Source organism: Rubrimonas sp., from assembly GCF_036788415.1.
GTDB lineage: Bacteria > Pseudomonadota > Alphaproteobacteria > Rhodobacterales > Rhodobacteraceae > Rubrimonas.
This window is the reverse complement of sequence record NZ_DAIQNN010000028.1, coordinates 1-20,163: the sequence shown is the minus strand read 5'-3', so window position 1 is coordinate 20,163 and position 20,163 is coordinate 1. Positions and strand designations below refer to the sequence as shown.

Annotated in this window: 12 protein-coding genes; 8 read left to right on the top strand and 4 right to left on the bottom strand. The window is 70.7% G+C overall.

The features are described from left to right. Nucleotides 1–32 precede the first annotated feature (32 nt). Nucleotides 33–1,796, bottom strand: a complete 1,764-nt coding sequence (locus V7Q31_RS08895) for an adenylate/guanylate cyclase domain-containing protein (protein ID WP_333833345.1) — start codon at nt 1,794–1,796, stop codon at nt 33–35. Between the two features lie 256 nt (nt 1,797–2,052). On the opposite strand from V7Q31_RS08895, the gene V7Q31_RS08890 reads away from it, so the two are divergent. The 7 genes from V7Q31_RS08890 (at nt 2,053) to V7Q31_RS08860 (ending at nt 12,712) form a co-directional block, all read left to right on the top strand. Further along, nucleotides 2,053–4,380: a hypothetical protein gene (locus tag V7Q31_RS08890; RefSeq protein WP_333833344.1), complete on the top strand. Its 2,328-nt coding sequence runs from the start codon at nt 2,053–2,055 to the stop codon at nt 4,378–4,380. A 90-nt stretch (nt 4,381–4,470) separates the two neighbouring features. Further along, entirely contained in the window at nt 4,471–5,100 is a 630-nt protein-coding gene (locus V7Q31_RS08885; RefSeq protein WP_333833343.1) for a YitT family protein, read from the top strand. Nucleotides 5,101–5,185: 85 nt separating this feature from the next. After that, on the top strand, nt 5,186–7,039 hold the full coding sequence (locus V7Q31_RS08880; protein ID WP_333833342.1) for an extracellular solute-binding protein: 1,854 nt from the start codon (nt 5,186–5,188) through the stop codon (nt 7,037–7,039). Then, a complete protein-coding gene (locus V7Q31_RS08875) occupies nt 7,036–8,880 on the top strand; it encodes an extracellular solute-binding protein (protein ID WP_333833341.1) in 1,845 nt (614 codons plus the stop codon). Before V7Q31_RS08880 ends, V7Q31_RS08875 begins: the two co-directional genes overlap by 4 nt. A 4-nt stretch (nt 8,881–8,884) precedes the next feature. Next, nucleotides 8,885–9,979 (top strand): microcin C ABC transporter permease YejB, encoded by a 1,095-nt coding sequence (locus V7Q31_RS08870; RefSeq protein ID WP_333833340.1) that lies wholly within the window; start codon nt 8,885–8,887, stop codon nt 9,977–9,979. A 1-nt stretch (nt 9,980) separates the two neighbouring features. Continuing rightward, complete coding sequence (locus V7Q31_RS08865) at nt 9,981–11,117, top strand: ABC transporter permease (protein WP_333833339.1); 1,137 nt, start codon at nt 9,981–9,983, stop codon at nt 11,115–11,117. Further along, nucleotides 11,114–12,712, top strand: a complete 1,599-nt coding sequence (locus V7Q31_RS08860) for an ABC transporter ATP-binding protein (RefSeq protein WP_333833338.1) — start codon at nt 11,114–11,116, stop codon at nt 12,710–12,712. Before V7Q31_RS08865 ends, V7Q31_RS08860 begins: the two co-directional genes overlap by 4 nt. A 28-nt stretch (nt 12,713–12,740) precedes the next feature. On the opposite strand, the gene V7Q31_RS08855 is transcribed toward V7Q31_RS08860, so the two are convergent. Both V7Q31_RS08855 and V7Q31_RS08850 read right to left on the bottom strand, forming a co-directional pair. After that, complete coding sequence (locus V7Q31_RS08855; RefSeq protein WP_333833337.1) at nt 12,741–14,687, bottom strand: BTAD domain-containing putative transcriptional regulator; 1,947 nt, start codon at nt 14,685–14,687, stop codon at nt 12,741–12,743. 36 nt (nt 14,688–14,723) lie between these two features. After that, the gene (locus V7Q31_RS08850) at nt 14,724–15,746 is read right to left on the bottom strand and encodes a YcaO-like family protein (protein ID WP_333833336.1); all 1,023 of its coding nucleotides are present in this window, start codon (nt 15,744–15,746) and stop codon (nt 14,724–14,726) included. Nucleotides 15,747–15,857: 111 nt separating this feature from the next. Here V7Q31_RS08850 and mfd point away from each other — a divergent pair, with 111 nt between their 5' ends. After that, complete coding sequence (gene mfd / locus V7Q31_RS08845; protein ID WP_333833335.1) at nt 15,858–19,346, top strand: transcription-repair coupling factor; 3,489 nt, start codon at nt 15,858–15,860, stop codon at nt 19,344–19,346. A 7-nt stretch (nt 19,347–19,353) separates the two neighbouring features. Here the strand turns inward: mfd and V7Q31_RS08840 are convergent. Continuing rightward, nucleotides 19,354–20,163, bottom strand: an 810-nt coding sequence (locus V7Q31_RS08840) for a TRAP transporter large permease subunit (protein ID WP_333833334.1), incomplete at its 5' end; no start/stop codon positions are given.

The following is a 20,163-nucleotide window of genomic DNA, read 5'->3' as shown; positions in this document are numbered from 1 at the left end:
GTTTTCACACGGCAGGCGAGCGCCGCCCCGGATCAGCCTGCGGGCAGTCCGAGCGGGACGAGCGGCGCGAGCAGTTCCGCGTAGCGCGGACGCCGGGGCGCGAGCTGCGCGTCCAGCAGGATCGGCACGGTCAGGGCGGGGTGCCATTTCAGGGCGACGCCGAGCTTGGCGCGCGCACGCGCCTCGTCGCCCCTCTGGCCGTGCACGATCGCGGCGAACAGGAACGGCATCCAGTCGCAGAGCGGCCCCTCCATCGATTTGTGGAAATCGGCCAGCGCGGCGTCGTAGCCTTCGGGTCCTTCGACAAACACCCGCGCCATGCCGCGCAGGAAGTGGAACTGCCAGAACCGGTGGTCCGTGGGGCTGAGGCGGATCGCGTCGTTCACGTCGGCGAGGATGCCGTCGAGGTTCGGGCGGTCCTCGGTGAGGCCGAGCCAGCCGCGGTAATGGCGGTGGGTGGGGTTGTTGGGGTTGAGCGCGATGGCCGTCTCCATCGCCTCGCGCGCCTTCTCGAAGCGTTCGGCGAAAGGCAGCATCAGCGCCAGCGACACATGCCCCTCGTCGCCCCGCTCGTCGAGCGAGATCGCCTTCTCGGCGAGCGCGACCCCCTTGGCGATCGACTCCTCCCGATCCTTCTGCCGGCAGACCATCAGCGCGTAGGAGTGGAAGCGCGAGAGCAGCGCATAGGGCAGCGCGAAATCCGGGTCCGCCTCGATGGCGAGCTTGAGGCACTCTCGCGCCTCCTGATACTCGACCGGGCCGCCCATCACGTGATTGGGGTCGCCGCGCTGGGCGAGCTCCCAGGCGCTGAGGCTGTGGGTCGGCTTCTTGCGCGCCATGGTGCGCTCATGCGCGCGCAATTCCGGCGCGACGCCGGTGACGATGGCCTCGGTCAGCTCGTCCTGCAGGTCGAAGAGGTCTGCGACCACCCGGTCCCAGCGATTGGCCCAGACCTGCGCGCCGCTGTCGGCGTCGACCACTTCGGCGGTGACCCGCAGCCGCTCGCCCGCCCGCCGCACCGAGCCGACCACGATGTAGCGCACGCCCAGTTCGCGGCCGATGGCGCGCATGTCCTTGACGGTGTCGCGATAGGCGAAGGTCGAGTTGCGCGCGATCACCCGCAGCCAGCCGAAGCGGCTGAGGCCGGTGATCACGTCCTGCACGATGCCGTCGACCAGAAATTCCTGATCGGGATCGGAGGACATGTTCTGAAACGGCAGCACCGCGATGGAGGGCCGGGCCCCCACATCGGAGCTTTGGCGACGCACGCCGGTCGCAAGACCCTCGACATCCATCCGCCATGCCTCGATCGGGCGCGGCAGCTCCTTGCCCGCATGTTTGCCGAGGCTGGTCATGCGCGCCTCGACGCGCCCCACGATCTGATCATGCGCCGCGCGCGACAGCACGATCCCTCCCGGCGGGGCGAGGGATTCCAGAAACGCCGCGACGTTCACCCCGTCGCCGAGCACGTCGTTCTCCACATCCACCACATCGCCGATGTTGATCCCGACCCGGAACCACAGCCGATCGTCCACCGCCTGTTCGGGACGGAAGCCCTGAAGGTCGCGCTGGACGGCGACGGCGCATTCGGCGGCGAGCACGGCGGAGGGGAATTCCACCATTGCGCCGTCGCCGGTGGACTTGATCAGCCGTCCCGAGAATTCGGCGATGCGGGGAAAGAAGATGTCCGTCCGAACGGCGCGCAGCGCGTCGATGGTCTGGGCTTCCTTGAGCGCCATCAGCCGGCTCGACCCCACCATGTCGATGGAGACGATGGTCGTCAGGCGTCGCGTCATGCCGATCGGCTCCTTCGGGCGGCGGGTTGGCCCCGCCATCGCCCCGCCGCGCGGGGGTTTGGCGAAGTTAACGCGCGCATCGCCGCAAAGATCAAGCTCCAGAGGCGGGAAGCCTTCCCGCAACGCGCGAGGCCGGGACTGGTTCGCAAGAAAAATGCTTCCGATCCGCCGCGCCCGCGCAAGTTGCAGATTCCTGTGGGCTTCCCGCCGCGCGGGCGCCATGATCGCGTTAACTTTTCCGAAACGGGAGGCTCTGTTGGACATTCTCCTCAGCTCGCTCGGTCGGGTTCCCCTCACCGTCTCGGCGCACTGGTTTCCCTTCGTGATCGCGCTCGGGATCATGATGTCGATGGCCGGGCTCCTCGCGCGCGGCATGGGGCTGCACAACATCTTCCACGAGGATCCGGAGCTCTGCGCGCATGCGCGCCGGCACGGCCCGCGAGTCCTGCTCGGAAGCCCGACATTTCTGGCGCAGATCTGGCTGACGGTGTTTCTCGCGCTGGTCTGGGGCTTCGCCTACACGCTCGGGATCGTCGCCGAGGGATCCGTCGCGATGGAGCGCCTCGACGCGCGCTTCGACGACCTCGGACCCGGCGGGCTGACCGCAGACGGGGTCAACGCCGGGCTGTCGCACGGTTTCGGCTCGACCATCGGACCGCAGGTGCTGCTTTCGGCGATCCTCAGCCTCGGCTTCGCCACGGTGCGCATGGAGGGCATGCCGCCGCTGCAAAAGGGCGAGGCGTGGCGGGCGGTCGCAGGGGTCGTCGTCGGGATCTTCGTCGCGTGGGGCCTCGCCAAGATCGCCGTCGAGATCGCGCCGTCGCTCAACCGATTTCTCGACGGATTCGGGCTGAGCGGGGGCAACACCTTCGCGCTGGCGATCCCGAGCGCGATCCTGATGACCGTTGTGCTGTCGCTCCGGCGGATGAACTCGGCGATCGCGCTGATCAGCCTGTTCGCCCTGATCCTGATCTTCTACGCCTGCGTGTCGGCGATTCCCGACGTGCTGCAACCCTGGGTGCTGCTGGCCTTCGGCGGGCTGATCGTCGCGACCAACGCCCTGTTCATGGGTCGTGGGCGGGCGAGCGCGCGGCTGAAATTCGAGATACCCAACATTCTCGACGCCGAGGGCAACAGCTATTACGAGCCCGATCGTCAGAAAGACCTCGAAACGTTCTATCGCTCGCGTCAACGCGAGCTGGGAGGTTCCGGCATCAGCGACGCGGAAGACGCCGGCGGCCAGATCGACAGCTCGGCCCGCGCGCCGAAGGCGGAGGGCGCGCTCGACCCGATCGCGACGCTCGAACGCTGGCGCGCGTCCAGCGGAGTGGCCAAACCGCGGTTGGTGCTGCTGGCCTGTTCGGGCGGCGCCTATCGCGCGGGCTTCTGGACGGCGCTCGTGCTCGACCGGCTGACCGAGATGGAGCGCAAGCGAGAACTGCCAGGCTTCAGCCGCTCGATGCGGCTGATCACAGGCGCGTCGGGCGGCATGGTCGGCGCGTCCTATTTCGCCGCGATGGCCGATCCCATGGGCGGCCCCACGCCGCCAGTGGTCCCGCAGATGGAACGCGACATCCTCGCCGTGCAGAGCATCGGCGGCATCCCCGGCGAGGACGGCGCGCCTTACGACCCCGCGCCGCATTACCCCTACAAGCGCGCCTTCCCGATCCCGCGCGACAGCCTCTCGCCGATCGCGCAGCAGCTGGTGCAGCGCGACCTGCCGGGCCTGTTCAGCCGCGCCACGCAGCGCGTGGACCGGGGCACGGTGCTCGAGGACCAGTGGGCGAGCCTCGACGTCAGCTTCGAGGCGATGCGCACGGGCGAGGCCGAGGGCTGGCGGCCCTCGCTGCTGTTCTCGCCGATGCTCGCGGAGACCGGCCAGCCGTTGCTGATCTCAAATCTCGACGTGCGGAAAGTGCGCAGCGACCCGGACGGCGTCGAGATGGCGGATTTCTTCGAGTGGTTCCCCGGCGCGCGCCAGCACTTCCGGGTCAAGACCGCCGTGCGGCTCAACGCCTCCTTCCCCTACATCGCGCCTTCGGCGGCGCTGCCGACCGCGCCGTATCGGCGCGTCGTCGACGCCGGCTATTACGACAATTACGGCGTCGACCTCGCCGTCTCCTATCTGTCGCAGCGGCGCATCCGCGAATGGATCGTCGAGAACTGCTCGGGCGTGATGCTCGTGCAGACCCGCGCCTTCCCCTTCGTGGAGCCGTCGGTCGACCCGCCCGGCTCGGTTGCGCGCGCCTTCCAGTGGCTGACCACGCCGCTCGACGCGGCGGGCGCCGCGCGCGGGGCGACGATGACCTTCCGCAACAGCCAGAGCCTGCGCCAGATCCAGCGGATTTACGCCTTCTTCGGCGGGCGTCCGGGCTTCCTCAGCGTCGCGCGCTTCGAGGTGAAGTCCTTCACTAGCCTCAGCTGGTACATGACCGAGCGCGAGCTCGACGATCTGCGCGGCGATTGCCCCGACCACCGCCCCGGCCACGCGAAGGCCGAGGATGGCGGGGGGCTGGAGAGCGAGGGCAACCGGCAGGCTTTCGACGCGGTGCGCGCCTTCTGGACGGCGACGGGCGGGGCCTGACCGGCCCGGCGCGCGCCGAAGGCGGCGCCGCGTCGCTGGACAAGTCGGGCGCCTCAGCGCAGAGGGAGCCGCGACCCTCCGGAGCTTCAGATGACCGCCGCCGCGCCGCCCGACCGTCCCGCGCCCCGCATCGACCACACGCCCCTCGAGGACGCGCAGGCGATAGTTTTCGGGACGCTCATGGCCGCGCTGGGCCTGCTGTTCCTGCGCTCGGCGGGGCTCGTCACCGGCCAGATGGCGGGGCTCGCGCTGATCGTCTCCTATGCGACGGGGTGGGAGCTGGGGCTGGTGTTCTTCGCGCTCAACCTGCCCTTCTGGGCGCTGGCGCTGGCGCGGATGGGCTGGCGCTTCGCGCTGAAATCGGCGCTGGCGGTGGCGCTGCTCTCGTCGCTGGTCGCCGTCGCGCCGGGCTGGCTGACGCTGGAGGCCGGGCATCCGCTGATCGCGGCGGCGCTGGGGGGGATCGCCTCGGGCTTCGGGCTGCTGGCGCTGTTCCGCCATGGGGCGAGCCTCGGCGGGATCGGCGTTCTGGGCGTCTGGCTGCAGGACCGCACCGGCTTTCGCGCGGGCTGGACGCAAATGCTGGTCGACGCCGTCGTCTTCGGGCTCGCCCTTCTGGTGATCGAGCCTTCGGCGGTGCTGTGGTCGCTCTGCGGGGCGGTGCTGCTGAACCTCGTGATCGCGGTCAATCACCGCCGCGACCGTTATATCGCGATGTGAGAGCGCATCCGGGCCGCGTCTGCGCCTTGAAACAGCCACGACCCCGCCCTACCGCTTGAGATAGACGATACGCGAGGAGAACGGGATGCGGATCACGCGGCGCGGCTTTGGAGCGATGAGTGCGGCGGCGGCGGCGGCGATGGCCTTGCGACCGCGGCTCGCCCGGGCCGAAACCGTGATCCGCACGCATGGCGGCTCGCTGATCGGAGAGCTGCGCTATCCCGAAGACTTTCCGCATTTCGGCTATGTGAACCCGAGCGCGCCCAAGGGCGGCGTCGCGCGGATCGCGACGCAGAACAGCTTCGACAGCTTCAACCCCTTCATCGTGCGCGGCGACGCGCCCATCGGGATCGGCCTGATCTTCGACGCGCTGATGACCCCCTCGCTCGACGAGGGCTCCACCCATTACGGCCTGCTCGCGGAGTGGGAGGAGCATCCCGAGGACGACAGCTGGGTCGCCTTCAAGCTGCGCGACGAAGCACGCTGGCATGACGGGCGCCCTATCACGCCCGAGGACGTGATCTGGACCTTCCGGACTCTGTTCGACAAAGGCGCGCCCTATTACCGCTTCTACTACGCGAACGTGACCGGCGCGCGCGACATGGGCGGCAATGTCGTGCGCTTCGACTTCGACCAGTCGGGCAATCGCGAACTGCCCCACATCATGGGGCAGCTCGCCGTGCTGCCCAAGCACTGGTGGGAGGGGCGCGACTTCGAGGCGCCGGACCTGACGCCGCCGCTGGGCTCCGGCCCCTACAGGGTCGGGGCCTTCGAGCCGGGGCGCTTCATCGAATACGAGCGCGTCGCCGATTACTGGGGCGCCGACGTCAACGTGAACCGCGGCGCGCACAATTTCGACCGCATCCGCTACGAGATCTTCCTCGACGCCTCGGCAGGGCTCGACGCCTTCCGCGGCGGGCTGATCGACTTCCGCGAGGAGAACTCCGCCTCCAACTGGGCCGAGCGCTACGATTTCGAGGCGGTGCGCGACGGGCGGGTGAAGCGCGAGGAGATCGCGCTCGAAGGCCCCAAGCGCGTGCAGTATCTGGCGATGAACCTGCGGCGGGCGAAGTTCCAGGACCTCCGCACGCGGCGCGCGCTGGCGCTGGCCTTCGATTTCGAATGGACCAACCGCACGATCTATTTCGAGCAGTACGCGAGGCCGAGCAGCTATTTCGAGGGCGCCGGCGACTTGCAGCCCTCCGCGCCGCCCGAGGGGCTGGAGCTGGAAATGCTGAAGCCCTTCCGCGACAGCCTCCCCCCCGAAGTGTTCGGCGAGCCCTACGCGCCGCATTCCACCGACGGCTCGGGGCGCAACCGTCAGGGGCTGCGGCAGGCGGCGCGGCTTCTGGAGGAGGCGGGCTGGCGGCAGGGGCGCGGCGGACGGCTCGAAAGCCCCTCGGGCGAGCCCTTCACGATCGAGTTCCTCTCGGCGCAGGACGCGCAGGAGCGGGTGATCGGCCCTTACATCGCCAATCTGAAAACCCTCGGGATCGACGCGACGTTTCGGATCGTGGACGGGCCGCAGTACATCCGCCGCGTCAGTCAGGACCCGAATTTCGACTTCGACATGATCATCTGGGGCGTCGGCAATTCCGAGAGCCCGGGCAACGAGCAGCGCGAGTTCTGGGGGTCGGAGGCGGCGGGCCGGATGGGCTCGCGCAATGTCGGCGGCGTGGCCGATCCGGCGGTCGACTCGCTGATCGAGCGGATCGTCTTCGCGCCCGACCGCGAAACGCTCGCCGCCGCCTCCCGCGCGCTCGACCGGGTGCTGACGCACAACCAGTACGGCGTGCTGCAACTCTACACGCCGTTCGAGCGCGTGGCGTGGTGGGACAGGTTCGGACGGCCCGAGACGACGCCGAGCCGCAGCGTGGGCTTTCCGACGGTGTGGTGGCATGATTCCGAGCGCGAAGCGGCTCTGGGGGCGCGGCGATGAGGCGGCTCGCGGCGGCGCTGCTCGCGCTTGCGCTGACCGCCGCGCCTGCGGCGGCGGAGGTGTTGGTCAGCCACGGCCTTTCGGCCTTCGGCGACCTGAAGTATCCCAAGCATTTCAAGCATTTCGACTATGTGAACCCTAATGCGCCGAAAGGCGGGTCGATCTCGACGACGAGCGTCCGGGCGAACCAGACCTTCGACACGCTGAACGCCTATTCGCTGCGGGGCGACCCGCCGATGGGCCTCTCGGCGCCGGAGAACCTCGTCTATGACAGCCTGATGGTCCCCGCCAATGACGAGGCCGACGCGGTGTATGGGCTGGTTGCGAGCCATGCGGAATACCTGCCCGGCGGCGACTGGGTGATCTTCCAGATGCGCCCCGAGGCGGTGTTCGCGGACGGGACGCCCGTCACTGCGGACGACGTCGTCTTCACGCTGGACGCGCTCAGGAGCCCCGGCGCCGCGCCGCGCTACCGGCTCGCATTGCGCGACGTGACCGGGGCGGAGGCGCTGGGGCCGCACCGCGTGCGCTTCGCCTTCGCGCCCGAAGCCTCCAAGCGCGACTTGCCGATGCTGGTGGCGACCCTGCCGATCCTGTCGAAGGCGTGGTTCGAGGGCCGCGACTTCGCCGAGCCGATGATGGAGCAGCCCGTCGGTTCGGGGCCCTACGAAGTGGAGAAGGCCGAGGCCGGGCGCTCGGTCACCTATCGCCGGCGCGCGGATTACTGGGCGCGCGACCTGCCGGTGAATGTCGGGCGCTGGAACTTCGACCGGGTCACAGTCGAGTATTTCCGCGACCGCTCGGCGGCGATCCCCGCGCTTCAGGCCCGCGTCATCGACCTCCATGAGAGCTTCAGCTCGAAGGAGTGGGCGATGGACTACGACTTCGACCTGATCCGGCAGGGCAAAGTCGTGAAGGAGACATTGCCCGATCTGAGCCCATCGGGCACGCAGGGCTTCTGGTTCAACATGCGGCGCGAGAAATTCGCCGATCTGCGGGTGCGGCAGGCGATCGGGCTCGCCTTCGACTTCGAATGGTCCAACCGCACGCTGTTCTACGATCTGTACGAGCGCACTACGAGTTTCTTCCAGAACAGCGCGATGATGGCCGACGGGCCGCCGGAAGGCGCCGAGCTTGCGTTGCTCGAGCCGTTCCGAGACCGGCTGCCGCCGGAGGCGTTCGCGGCGGCGTGGGTTCCGCCGGTCTCCGACGGCTCGGGGCGCAACCGCGCGGCCATGCGCGAGGCGTCACGGCTGCTCGATGCCGCGGGATGGACGCAGGACGCGCAGGGAAACCGCGTCAACGCGGCGGGAGAGCGGCTGACCGTCGAATTCTTCGACGACAGCTCCGCCTTCGAGCGCATCGTCAATCCCTTCATCCAGAACCTGCAGGCGCTCGGGATCGAGGCGAGCTGGCGGCTGGTGGACGCCGCTCAGGCGCAGCAGCGGGTGAAGGATTTCGACTACGACGTGACGGTGGCGCGGTTCACCGTCTCGCTGACGCCGGGGGTTGGTCTGATGAACTTCTACCATTCCAGCGCCGCAGATCAGCCCGGCAGCTACAACCTGAGCGGCGTCGCCGACCCTGTCGTGGATCATCTGGTGGAGACGATGATCGCCGCGCCCGACCGCGAGAGCCTGCATGTGGCGGGGCGCGCGCTCGACCGGGTGCTGCGCGCCAAGCACATCTGGTCGCCGCACTGGTTCAAGGCCTCGCACACCATCGCCTATTGGGACAAGTTCGGCCGGCCCGAGACGAAGCCGCCCTATGCCCGGGGGATTCTCGACACCTGGTGGGTGGACCCCGTCAAAGAGTCGGCGCTCGCCGCGAACGGGGGCTGAGCCGATGGGCGCCTATGTCGCGCGGCGGCTGCTGCTGATGATCCCGACGCTGTTCGGGATCATGCTGATCAACTTCGTCGTCATCCAGTTCGCGCCGGGCGGCCCGGTCGAGCAGGTGATCGCCGAACTCACGGCCACCGGCGCCGGCGCGACCGAGCGCTTCTCGGGCGGCGGCGCCGACGTGACCGGACCAGCCGCCGGCGGCGGCGAGAGCGGTTATCGCGGCGCGCAGGGGCTCGACCCGCAGTTCATCGCCGAGATCGAGCGGCAGTTCGGCTTCGACAAGCCGCCCGTCGAGCGCTTCATGCTGATGCTGTGGAACTATCTGCGATTTGACTTCGGCGAGAGCTACTTCCGCTCGGCCTCGGTGGTGGAGCTCATCATCCAGAAGATGCCGGTGTCGATCTCGCTGGGGCTTTGGACGACGCTGCTCGCTTATCTCGTCTCGATCCCGCTCGGAGTGGCGAAGGCGGTGCGCGACGGCTCGCGCTTCGACATCTGGAGTTCGGCGATCGTGATCGTCGGCTACGCGATCCCGGGCTTCCTCTTCGCGATCCTGCTGCGCACGCTTTTCGCGCAAGGCTCGGAGTTCTTCCCCTTCTTCCCGCTGCGCGGGCTGACCTCCTCGAACTGGGAGGAGCTGTCGTTGCTCGGCAAGGTGGCGGACTACTTCCACCACATCGCGCTGCCGATCCTCGCCATGGCGATCTCGGGCTTCGCCGTGCTGACGCTGCTGACCAAGAACAGCTTCCTGGACCAGATCAAGCTGCAATACGTCGCCACTGCGCGCGCCAAGGGCCTGAGCGAGTCCCGCGTGCTCTACGGCCATGTGTTCCGCAACGCGATGCTGATCGTGATCGCGGGCTTCCCGGCCGCGTTCATCTCGATCCTGTTCACCGGCTCGCTGCTGATCGAGGTGATCTTCTCGCTCGATGGGCTGGGGCTGCTCGGCTACGAGGCGGTGCTGAACCGGGATTACCCCATCGTGTTCGGCACGCTCTACATTTTCGGGTTGATCGGGCTCCTGCTGCATCTGCTGACCGATCTGGTCTATGTCTGGGTCGACCCCAGGATCGACTTCGAGAGCCGGGAGAGCTGACATGGCGGTCACCGGCTTCGCCCCGTCCGACGCGCCGCGCCGCTGGCTGCGGCTTCCCGAACTCGACAGCCTGCAAAAGCGCCGCCTCGCCAATTTCAACGCCAACCGGCGGGGCGTGTGGTCGCTGCGCATCTTCCTCGCGTTGTTCCTCGTCTCGCTCTGCGCCGAGATCATCGCCAACGACCGGCCCTTGATGATGTCGTTCCAGGGCTCGCTGCGCTCGCCGCTGCTGAGTTTCGTCTCGGAACGCGAGCTTGGCGGGTTCCACGGCACACGCGCGGATTTCCGCGACCCCTACGTGCAATGCCTGATCCGCACGGGCGGCGACGGCGATCTGTGCGACGAGGACGAAGGCGCGCCGACCCCCGAAGGCGCGCGCGCGGGCTGGCTGGTCTGGCCGCTGATCCCCTTCAGCTACGACACGATCAATTACGACGTGCCGCGCGCCCCCTCGCCGCCAGACGGCGTGAACTGGCTCGGCACCGACGATCAGGCGCGCGACGTGCTGGCGCGGGTGATCTACGGCTTCCGCCTGTCGGTGTTCTTCGCGCTGATCGTCACGGGCGTCTCAGCGGTGATCGGGGTGATCGCGGGGGCTTTGCAGGGCTATTTCGGCGGCTGGCTCGACCTGATCTTTCAGCGCGTGGTCGAGGTCTGGACCAACATCCCCTCGCTCTACATCATCATGATCGTGTCGTCGGTGATCGCGCCGAACTTCTGGATCATGGTCAGCATCGTGGCGCTGTTCTCGTGGACGGCGCTGGTGGGCGTGGTGCGGGCGGAGTTCCTGCGCGCGCGCAACTTCGAATATGTGATGAGCGCCCGCGCGCTCGGCGTGTCGAACTGGAAGATCATGTTCCGCCATCTTCTGCCCAACGCGATGGTGGCGACCATCACGATGCTGCCCTTCCTCGTCACAGGCAGCATCTCGACGCTGGCGGCGCTCGACCTGCTGGGCTTCGGGCTGCAATCCACCCATCCCTCGCTTGGGGAACTCGCGCTGCAGGGCCGCAACAACATCCAGGCGCCGTGGCTGGGGCTGACGGCCTTCTTCACCTTCGCGATCATGCTGTCGCTGCTGGTGTTCGTGTTCGAGGCGGTGCGCGACGCCTTCGACCCGCGCAAGGCCTTCGCATGACCCCGCTGCTTCAGGTCCGCGACCTGCGCATCGCCTTCGGCAAGGCCGAGGCGGTCAAGGGCGTCTCCTTCGAGATCGGGCGCGGCGAGACGCTGGCGCTCGTCGGCGAGTCCGGCTCGGGCAAGTCGGTCACGGCGCTCTCCACCGTGCGGCTGCTGCCGCCGAGCGCGAAAGTCTCGGGGTCGGTGCGCTATGACGGGCGCGAGATGCTGACGGCGAACGAGGCCACGTTGCGCGACGTGCGCGGCGACGACGTCAGCTTCATCTTCCAGGAGCCGATGACCTCGCTGAACCCGCTGCACACCATCGAGCGGCAGATCGGCGAGAGCCTCGCGCTGCATCAGGGGCTGACGGGCGAGGCGGCGCGGGCGCGGATCGTGGAGCTGCTCACCAAAGTCGGCATCCGCGACCCCGAAACGCGTCTCGGCGACTATCCCCACACGCTGTCGGGCGGCCAGCGCCAGCGCGTGATGATCGCGATGGCGCTCGCCAACGGGCCGAAACTGCTGATCGCCGACGAGCCGACCACGGCGCTCGACGTGACCATCCAGGCGCAGATCCTCGACCTGCTGAAGGAGCTTCAGCGCGCCGAGGGGCTGTCGATGCTGTTCATCACCCACGACCTCGGCATCGTGCGCCGGATGGCCGACAGGGTCTGCGTGATGCAGGGCGGCGAGATCGTCGAGCAGGGCGAGACGGCGGCGCTGTTCGCGGCGCCGAGCCACCCCTACACGCAGAAGCTGCTGGGCTCGGAGCCGCGCGGGCGACCCGACCCGGTCGCGGCGGACGCGCCGCTGGTGCTTCAGGGCGAGAAAGTGCGCGTCTGGTTCCCGATCAAGCGGGGCCTCATGAAGCGCACGATAGGCCATGTGAAGGCGGTGACCGACGTGTCGCTGTCGGTGCGCGCCGGCGAGACAGTGGGCATCGTCGGCGAGAGCGGCTCGGGCAAGACGACGCTGGCGCTCGCGATGCTGCGGCTGATCCGCTCGGAGGGCCGCATCGTCTTCATGGGGCGCGACGTGCAGGGGCTGGCCTCGCGGGCGCTGATCCCGCTCAGGCGCGAGATGCAGGTGGTGTTCCAGGACCCCTACGGCTCGCTCAGCCCCCGCATGTCGGTGCGCCAGATCGTAGCCGAGGGCCTGGGCGTGCACGGCCTGCGCGACGCGTCGCGCAGCGAGCGCGACGAAGTGGCCGAGGCGCTGGAGGAAGTCGGCCTCGACCCTGCGGCGATGGACCGTTACCCGCACGAGTTTTCGGGCGGTCAGCGCCAACGCATCGCCATCGCGCGCGCGATCATTCTCAAGCCGAAATTCGTCGCGCTCGACGAGCCGACCTCGGCGCTCGACATGACGGTGCAGAGCCAGATCGTGGAGCTTCTGCGCGGGCTGCAGCGCAAGCGGGGGCTCGCCTATCTCTTCGTCAGCCACGACCTCAAGGTGATCCGCGCCATGGCGCATCGGGTCATCGTGATGCGGCAGGGCGAAGTGGTCGAGGAAGGCCCGGCGGAGCAGATCTTCGACGCGCCGCGCCATCCCTACACGCGCGAATTGCACGCGGCGGCGCTGGGGAGCGTTCGGGAGGCGGCGCTGGTCTGAGGCGCGCGGAGCCCGCGGCGCGGCCTACTCAGGCCGCCGCCGCCTCCACCGCGTCGAGCGCCGCGTCGAAGGCGGCGCGGGGTCCGGGCGCGCAGACAGGCTGGAGGCTGCGGAACCACCGCCCGACCGCGACCGGGTCCGCCCGACCGGGGCCCTTCCAAGCGCGCGCGATCTCGGCGACGAAGCCGGCCCACCGCGCCCTCGCCTGCGCCGTCTCGCCCAAACGCCCCAGCGCGACCGCGCGCAGCCCCTCCAGATGCGGCGCGCAGCCCTGCGCGCGGTCCAGCGCCGTAAGCGCTTCGGCGCAGCGCCCGGAATGCAGCAGCGCCGAAGCCCGATGCACCCAATGGTGACGCACCAGCCCCAGATCGAGCGCGAGCGACGCATCCGCCATCGCCACCCCCTCGTCGGGCGCGCCGCACAGCACCAGCGCGTCGCCGGCCGAGGCGAGGGTGCGCGGATGCGTCGGGTTGAGCTCGCAGGCCGCGCGCAGCGCCGCCGTCGCCTCTTCGGGCCGCCCGCACATCGCGCAGGACCAGCCGAGCGTCAGCTGCGCCTCGGCGTCGAGCGGGTCGGCCTCGACCGCGCCGCGCGCCAGCGTCAAGGCTTCCGCGTCGGCTTCGGTGACGCGCGCGACGCCGGGGAAGACGATATGGCGGCAGTTGAGGAGTTGCGCCATCCCGACCCGCGCGCGCACGAAGCCCGGGTCGTCGCGCAACACGTCGCGCAGCAGCGTCTCGGCGCGGCGGTCCTCCTCGGGGTTGAAACGGCTGAGCAGATCGCGCGCGAGCAGCAGCCGATCATAGAGAGGCAACGCCACGTCCGGCGCGCCGGCCCGCGCCGCCATGCGGTCGCGCGCCACCCGGACGTCGAGCGCGGCGGCGATGCGGCGGGTGGTCAGCCGGCAGGTGTCGAACCAGCCCTGCAGCGCCAGCGCGATGTCCTGCTGGCCCCAGACGAAGCGGCGCGACGCCGTCTCCTTCAGCGTCACGTTCAGCCGCAGCCCGTCGGCGGCGGGAAAGGCGACGCCGTCGATGGCGTAGACCCCGTCCGCCTGCGGCGCCTCGGCATGCGGGCCGGGTTCGATCACGACCCAGTCGCGATAAGGCGTCAGCGAGGCGATCAGATCCTGCCGGAAGCCGCGGGCGAGATAGCCGTATTCGGGCGGCGCGCCGTCGAGGCGGAACTCACCGACGCACAGCGTGAGCCCCGGCCGCGTGATCCGCGCCGGCGGCGGCGGCGGCTCGAGCGTCTTCAGCTGCACGGCCAGCGCCTGCGTCTCCGGAGAGGGCTCGGCGCCGTATTCCTCGTCGAGCAGCGCCCAGAGCTCGTTGTAGCGCCGCAGCGCGCCGCGCAGATCGCCCCGCGCGGCGTCGACCTGCATCAGGCGGCGGGCGGCGGGCTCATGGGCGGGGTCGAAGGCGGCGAGCGCCAGCGCCCAGGCGCGGCCCGCCGCGTCGTCCCGCGCCTGAGCCATCCGCCGCTCCAGCGCGTCGGCGACGCGGTCGACCAGCGCGCGGCGGCGCTGTCCGAGCCAGTCGGCGAAGACGGGGTCGACGTCGTCGAGCCCTGGCAGGATCGCATCGGCCAGCCCCGGCCAGTCGACCCCGTCCGGCGGCGCGTCGGCGGTCTCGATGGCGCACAGCAGCCCGAGCAGGTCGATGTCCAGCGCGCCGGGCCGGAGGGCGACGTCGTTGCGCTCGATCGAGAGCAGGGCGTCGGCCTCGGCGCCCAGCGCGCGGCGCAGGTCGCTGAGCGTCTGGCGCAGCGACTGGCGGGCCTGTTCCGCGTCGCTCTCGCTCCAGAGCGCCGCGGCGAGCCGTTCGCGCGGCGCGGAGGCGGCGCCGGACAGCGCCAGCAGCGCCAGCAGCGCCTGCGCCTTCCGGTTGCGCAAGGCGACCGGCGCGCCGTCCAGCGTCAGCCCGAAGGCGCCGATCACGCCCAGCCGCGCCCGCGCCGCCGACCCGCCCGCCATGCGCCTCCCCTTCCATATTTACCTTGCGTCAATCTTTTAGGCTGCGCCGGGCCGCCATGAAAGCCCGAAGCAGACGATCTTGACCACCGGGACCCCGAGCTCGGCCCGGGACAGCGTCACGACGCGCAGCGGAAAACCGCGCGCCGCCAGCGCGGCGATGGCCGCGTCGAGCGTTGCGCTCTCGGGCGGGGCGACGCCGGGCGAGGCTTGGGGAGACGCGGGCCAGGGCGGCGGTCGAAAGGCGGCGCTCTCGGCGGCGATCATCTCGCGCAGCGCCGCGCGCGCGGCGTCGGCGCGCGTCGCGCCCGCCGCGGTCCCGACGCCGAGCGCCGAGGCGGCGCGGATCGCCGGCGGTCCACCCGGCGCGCCGATGTCGCGCAGCCGCGCGCGCGGCCCCGCCGCCCCGCCGCGCAGCCGCGCAAGAGCCGCCGCCGCGACCTCCGCGGTCTCCAGATCGAGCGCGGCCTCCCGCCCGGCGGCGAGGGCCGCCCGTTCGAACAGCTCGAGCGCCGCAGCGCGCGTCGCCGCCGCCGCGTCCCGCCCCGCCGCGCATCCGAGACTGAGCGGCGGAGCGCCCGCGATCGGGGGGCCGCGCAGCGCCAGAGCAGCCGGCAGAAGGCAGGGCGCTCCATCGGGCAGATGCGCCGCGCGCACCCAGCCGAGCGGCGCTCGCGGATCGAGTCCCCGCCCCGCCGCCGCACGCAGTTCCGCCGCTGACAGCCGAGCGCCGACGGGCGGCGCCGAGAGCGGCGCTTCGGCGACGACGTCGCCCGGACGCGGCGCCTGCGCCAGCGTCTCGACCGCTTCGCCGAGACAGCGCGCGAGCGCCGCCCGGGCCGAGCCGCCGAGCCCCGTCGCGCTGACGAGCGGCGCGCCCGGAACGCAGTCGGCCAAGGTCGCGCGGAACAGATGCGCCCCGCGCGCCGTCGGCGTCGGCGCGCGCGCAAGAGCGCGCAGCCGTGCGGCGACCGCGAGCAGCGCCCGCAGGTCCGCGTCGGGCGCGCCGACGCGCGCGGCCTCGGCGAGCGCGTCGGGATCGTGGAGCGGCAGCAGGGTCATGCGCGCAGCATCCTCCGCCGAGGCGCGCTCGCGCAACGCCCGCAAGACCCGCCGACACGTCCAGGCGCCGCCGTCTTGCGCCGCCTCGCCCCTCAGGCTACCTCCGCGCGCATGGCGACGCGCGGACCTTCCCCTCTCGAACCTGGCCTGATCGACGTCGGCGGCGCGCCCGAGGGCTACGACGCCCACTTGCTGGCCGAGTTCGTCGCACGGGCGCGCGGACCCGCGATCCACGTCGCCCGCGACGACCGCCGCGCCGCCGGCATGGCCGACGCGCTGGCCGTCCTCGCCCCCGATCTGCCGGTCCTGCGCTTTCCCGCCTGGGACTGCCTGCCCTACGACCGCGTCTCGCCCAACGCCGAGATCTCCGCGCGTCGCATGGCGACCCTGGCGGCGCTCGCCGACGGCTTCGACCGCCCCGCGGTGATCCTGACCACGGCCAACGCCGCCACCCAGCGCGTCCCCGCCCCGGACGCCGTGCGCGCGGCGAGCTTCGCGGCGGAGGTCGGCGGGCGGATCGACCTCGACGCGCTGCTGTCCTACCTCGCCCGCATGGGCTTCAACCGCGCGCCCACCGTCGCCGAGCCCGGCGACTACGCGGTGCGCGGCGGCATCGTCGATCTGTTCCCGCCGGGGGCCGCGAGCCCGGTGCGGCTCGACCTGTTCGGCGACGTGCTCGACGGCGCGCGCCGCTTCGACGTCGAGACCCAGCGCACCGTCGAGAAGATCGCCCGGATCGAGATCGCGCCGGCCTCGGAGATCCCGCTCGACCCGGACAGCGTCGCGCGTTTCCGCACGCGCTATCGCGAGCATTTCGGCGCGGCGGGGCTCGACGACGCGCTCTATGCGGCGGTGAGCGCGGGGCGCAAGCATCAGGGGATGGAGCACTGGGCGCCCTTCTTTCATGCGGAGATGGCGACGCTGTTCGACTTCCTGCCCCGCGCGCCCGTCACGCTCGACCATCAGGCCGAGGAGGCGCGGGCGGCGCGGCTCGACACTGTCCGCGACCATTACGACGCCCGCGCCCGCGCGCCCGCCGCCGGCGCCTCCGCGGCGCTGGCGGCGCCGGTCTACAAGCCCTGCCCGCCCGATCTGCTTTATCTCGACGACGCGGCATGGGCGCGGGCGCTCGACGGGCGGGCGATCCGCCGTTTCGACCCCAACCGCCGCCCGCCCGCGCCGCGCACAGTGGATGCGGGCGGGCGGCTCGGGCGCAGCTTCGCGCCCGAGCGGCAGATGGAGGGGGTGAACCTGTTCGACGCGCTCGCCGCCCACATCGCAGACCGCCGCAAGGCGGGGCCGGTGGCGCTGGCCTCCTATTCCGAAGGCGCGCGCGACCGGCTGCACACGCTGCTCGGCGATCACGGCGTGAAGGGCCTGCGGCTGAGCGGGCGCTGGGCCGAGGTGGCGAAACACCCGGACGCCGTGCATCTGCTGGTCTGGCCGCTCGAGCAGGGCTTCCAGACCGACGCGCTGACGGTGATCTCCGAGCAGGACGTGCTCGGCGACCGGCTGATCCGCGCCGCCCGCAAGACCCGCCGCGCAGAGGATGTGCTGCAGGAGGCGGCGGCGCTCTCGCTCGGCGATCTGGTGGTCCATGTCGAGCATGGCGTCGGGCGCTATCAGGGGCTCGCCACCATCGAGGCCGCCGGCGCGCCGCATGAATGCATCGCGCTCGATTATGCAGGCGGCGCCAAGCTCTACCTGCCGGTCGAGAACATCGAACTTCTGAGCCGCTACGGCGATGGCGGCGAGACGGCGCTCGACCGGCTGGGCGGCGGCGCATGGCAGGCCCGCAAGGCGCGCCTGAAGGAGCGTCTGCGCGAGATCGCGGACGAGTTGATCAAGGTCGCCGCCGCCCGCGCCCTGCGCGAGGCCCCGCGCATGACGCCGCCGCATGGCGCGTGGGACGAGTTCTGCGCGCGCTTCCCTTATGAGGAGACGGAGGACCAGTTGCGCGCGATCGCCGACGTGCTCGACGACCTCGCCTCGGGCCGCCCGATGGACCGGCTGATCTGCGGCGATGTGGGCTTCGGCAAGACGGAAGTCGCCCTGCGCGCGGCCTTCGTCGCGGCGATGACGGGCATGCAGGTGGCGCTGATCTGCCCGACCACCCTGCTCGCCCGCCAGCATTCCAAGAGCTTCGCCGACCGTTTCCACGGTCTGCCTTTGCGCGTGCGCCAGCTCTCGCGGTTCATTTCCGCGAAGGACGCCGCCGAGACGAAGAAGGGGATGGAGTCGGGCGATGTGGACATCGTGATCGGCACGCACGCCCTGCTCGCCAAGGACATCCGGTTCAAGCGGCTCGGCCTGCTCATCATCGACGAGGAGCAGCATTTCGGCGTCCAGCACAAGGAGAAGCTCAAGGCGCTCAAGGCGGACGTTCATGTGCTGACGATGACCGCGACGCCCATTCCCCGCACGCTGCAACTCGCGATGACCGGCGTGCGCGAGCTGTCGCTGATCGCCACGCCCCCGGTGGACCGCCTCGCCGTGCGGACTTACGTCGCGCCGTGGGACGCGGTGACTGTGCGCGAGGCGCTGCTGCGCGAGCGCTATCGCGGCGGGCAGGCCTTCTACGTCGCGCCGCGCATCTCCGATCTGCCCGAGATCGAGGAGTTCCTGCGCGAGCAAGTCCCCGAAGTGCGCTTCGTGACGGCGCATGGCCAGATGGCGGCGGGCGAGCTCGACAAGCGGATGAACGCCTTTTACGACGGCCAGTACGACGTGCTGGCGGCGACGACCATCGTGGAGTCCGGCCTCGACATCCCCGCCGCCAACACCCTGATCGTGCATCGCGCCGACATGTTCGGGCTCGCGCAACTCTACCAGATCCGGGGCCGGGTGGGGCGCTCCAAGACGCGCGCCTACGCCTATCTCACCACGCCGCCGCGCAAGCCGCTGACCGAGGGCGCGGAGCGGCGGCTGAAAGTGCTGAGCGGGCTCGACACGCTGGGGGCCGGCTTCACGCTGGCGAGCCACGACCTCGACATCCGCGGCGCCGGCAATCTGCTGGGCGAGGAGCAGTCGGGCCACATCCGCGAAGTCGGGTTCGAGCTTTATCAGGAGATGCTCGAGGAGACGATCGCCAAGATGCGCGCCGGCGAGATCGAGACGCTGTCGGAGGCCGGCGAGACCTGGGCGCCGCAGATCAATCTCGGCGCGCCGGTGCTGATCCCCGAGCATTACGTCGCCGATCTCGACGTGCGGATGGGGCTCTACCGCCGCCTCTCGAGCCTGAGCAGCCGCGCCGAGCTGGAGGGCTTCGCGGCGGAGTTGCACGACCGCTTCGGCAAGCCGCCCGAGGAAGTCGAGACGCTGCTCAAGATCGTGCGCATCAAGACGATGTGCCGCCGCGCCGGCGTCGCCAAGCTCGACGGGGGGCCGAAGGGCGCGACGGTGCAATTCCGCGGCGACCGCTTCGCCGACCCGCTCGGCCTCGTGCGCTGGATCGAGGGGCAGAAGGGGCTCGCGAAAATCCGCGAGAACAAGCTGGTCGTGCGGCGCGACTGGGCGGATGCGGAGGCGCGGGTGAAAGGCGCTTTCGCCATCATGCGCGACCTCGCGAAAATCGCCGATCCGGAGCGCAAGGCGGCGTGACGCGCGCTCACCCGTAGAGCGCCCGAGGCAGCCAGGTCGCGAAGGCGGGCGCGAACCAGATCAGCGCGACCGCCGCGAGTTGCAGCGCGATGAAGGGCGCGACGCCCGCATAGATGTGGCCCGTGGTCACTTCCGGCGGCGCCGCGCCGCGCAGGTAGAACAGCGAGAATCCGAAAGGCGGGGTCAGGAAGCTCGTCTGCAGGACCACGGCGATCAGGGTCGCGAGCCAGACGGGATCGTGGCCGAGCAGGATCAGCACGGGCGCGACCAGCGGCAGCAGGATCACGGTGATCTCGACGAAGTCGAGGAAGAACCCCATCGCGAAGATCAGCAACAGCGTGAACAGCAGCGCCCCGTCCGCGCCGCCCGGCATGGCGGCGATGATCTGCGCGACGCGCGCCTCGCCGCCGAGCCCCACGAAGACGAGCGAGAACACGCTCGCGGTCAGGATGGTGGCGAAGATCATCGCAGTGAGCGTCATGGTCGAGGTGGCGGCGGTGCCGAGCATGCCGTCGCGCGCGCTCGCCCGCAGCGCCGCGAGGAGCGCGGCGACACCGAGGCCCGCGAGGCCCAGATAGAGCGCGCCGAGCGCGTAGCCGCCGGGCCCGACGTCGCTGCGCTGGAGCCGCACGGGGGCCGCGCCCGCCGCCACTGCGAGCGCCATCAGCGCGAGCGCGCCCGACAGGATCAGCCAGCGCGGCGCGCCGGCCTTGAGGCCCGCCATCAGGATCGCGCCGACGGCCCCGACCGCCGCCGCCTCGGTCGGGCTCGCGACGCCGCCGAGCACGGCGCCGAGCACGGCGACGATCAGCAGCAC

Bases quoted from the DNA above. Each gene is read 5' to 3' on its own strand.
- mfd (WP_333833335.1), top strand. From the start codon at position 15,858: ATGGCGACGCGCGGACCTTCCCCTCTCGAACCTGGCCTGATCGACGTC.
- V7Q31_RS08860 (WP_333833338.1), top strand. From the start codon at position 11,114: ATGACCCCGCTGCTTCAGGTCCGCGACCTGCGCATCGCCTTCGGCAAG.
- V7Q31_RS08855 (WP_333833337.1), bottom strand. From the start codon at position 14,687: ATGGCGGGCGGGTCGGCGGCGCGGGCGCGGCTGGGCGTGATCGGCGCC.
- V7Q31_RS08880 (WP_333833342.1), top strand. From the start codon at position 5,186: ATGCGGATCACGCGGCGCGGCTTTGGAGCGATGAGTGCGGCGGCGGCG.
- V7Q31_RS08875 (WP_333833341.1), top strand. From the start codon at position 7,036: ATGAGGCGGCTCGCGGCGGCGCTGCTCGCGCTTGCGCTGACCGCCGCG.
- V7Q31_RS08865 (WP_333833339.1), top strand. From the start codon at position 9,981: ATGGCGGTCACCGGCTTCGCCCCGTCCGACGCGCCGCGCCGCTGGCTG.
- V7Q31_RS08870 (WP_333833340.1), top strand. From the start codon at position 8,885: ATGGGCGCCTATGTCGCGCGGCGGCTGCTGCTGATGATCCCGACGCTG.
- V7Q31_RS08850 (WP_333833336.1), bottom strand. From the start codon at position 15,746: ATGACCCTGCTGCCGCTCCACGATCCCGACGCGCTCGCCGAGGCCGCG.
- V7Q31_RS08895 (WP_333833345.1), bottom strand. From the start codon at position 1,796: ATGACGCGACGCCTGACGACCATCGTCTCCATCGACATGGTGGGGTCG.
- V7Q31_RS08885 (WP_333833343.1), top strand. From the start codon at position 4,471: ATGACCGCCGCCGCGCCGCCCGACCGTCCCGCGCCCCGCATCGACCAC.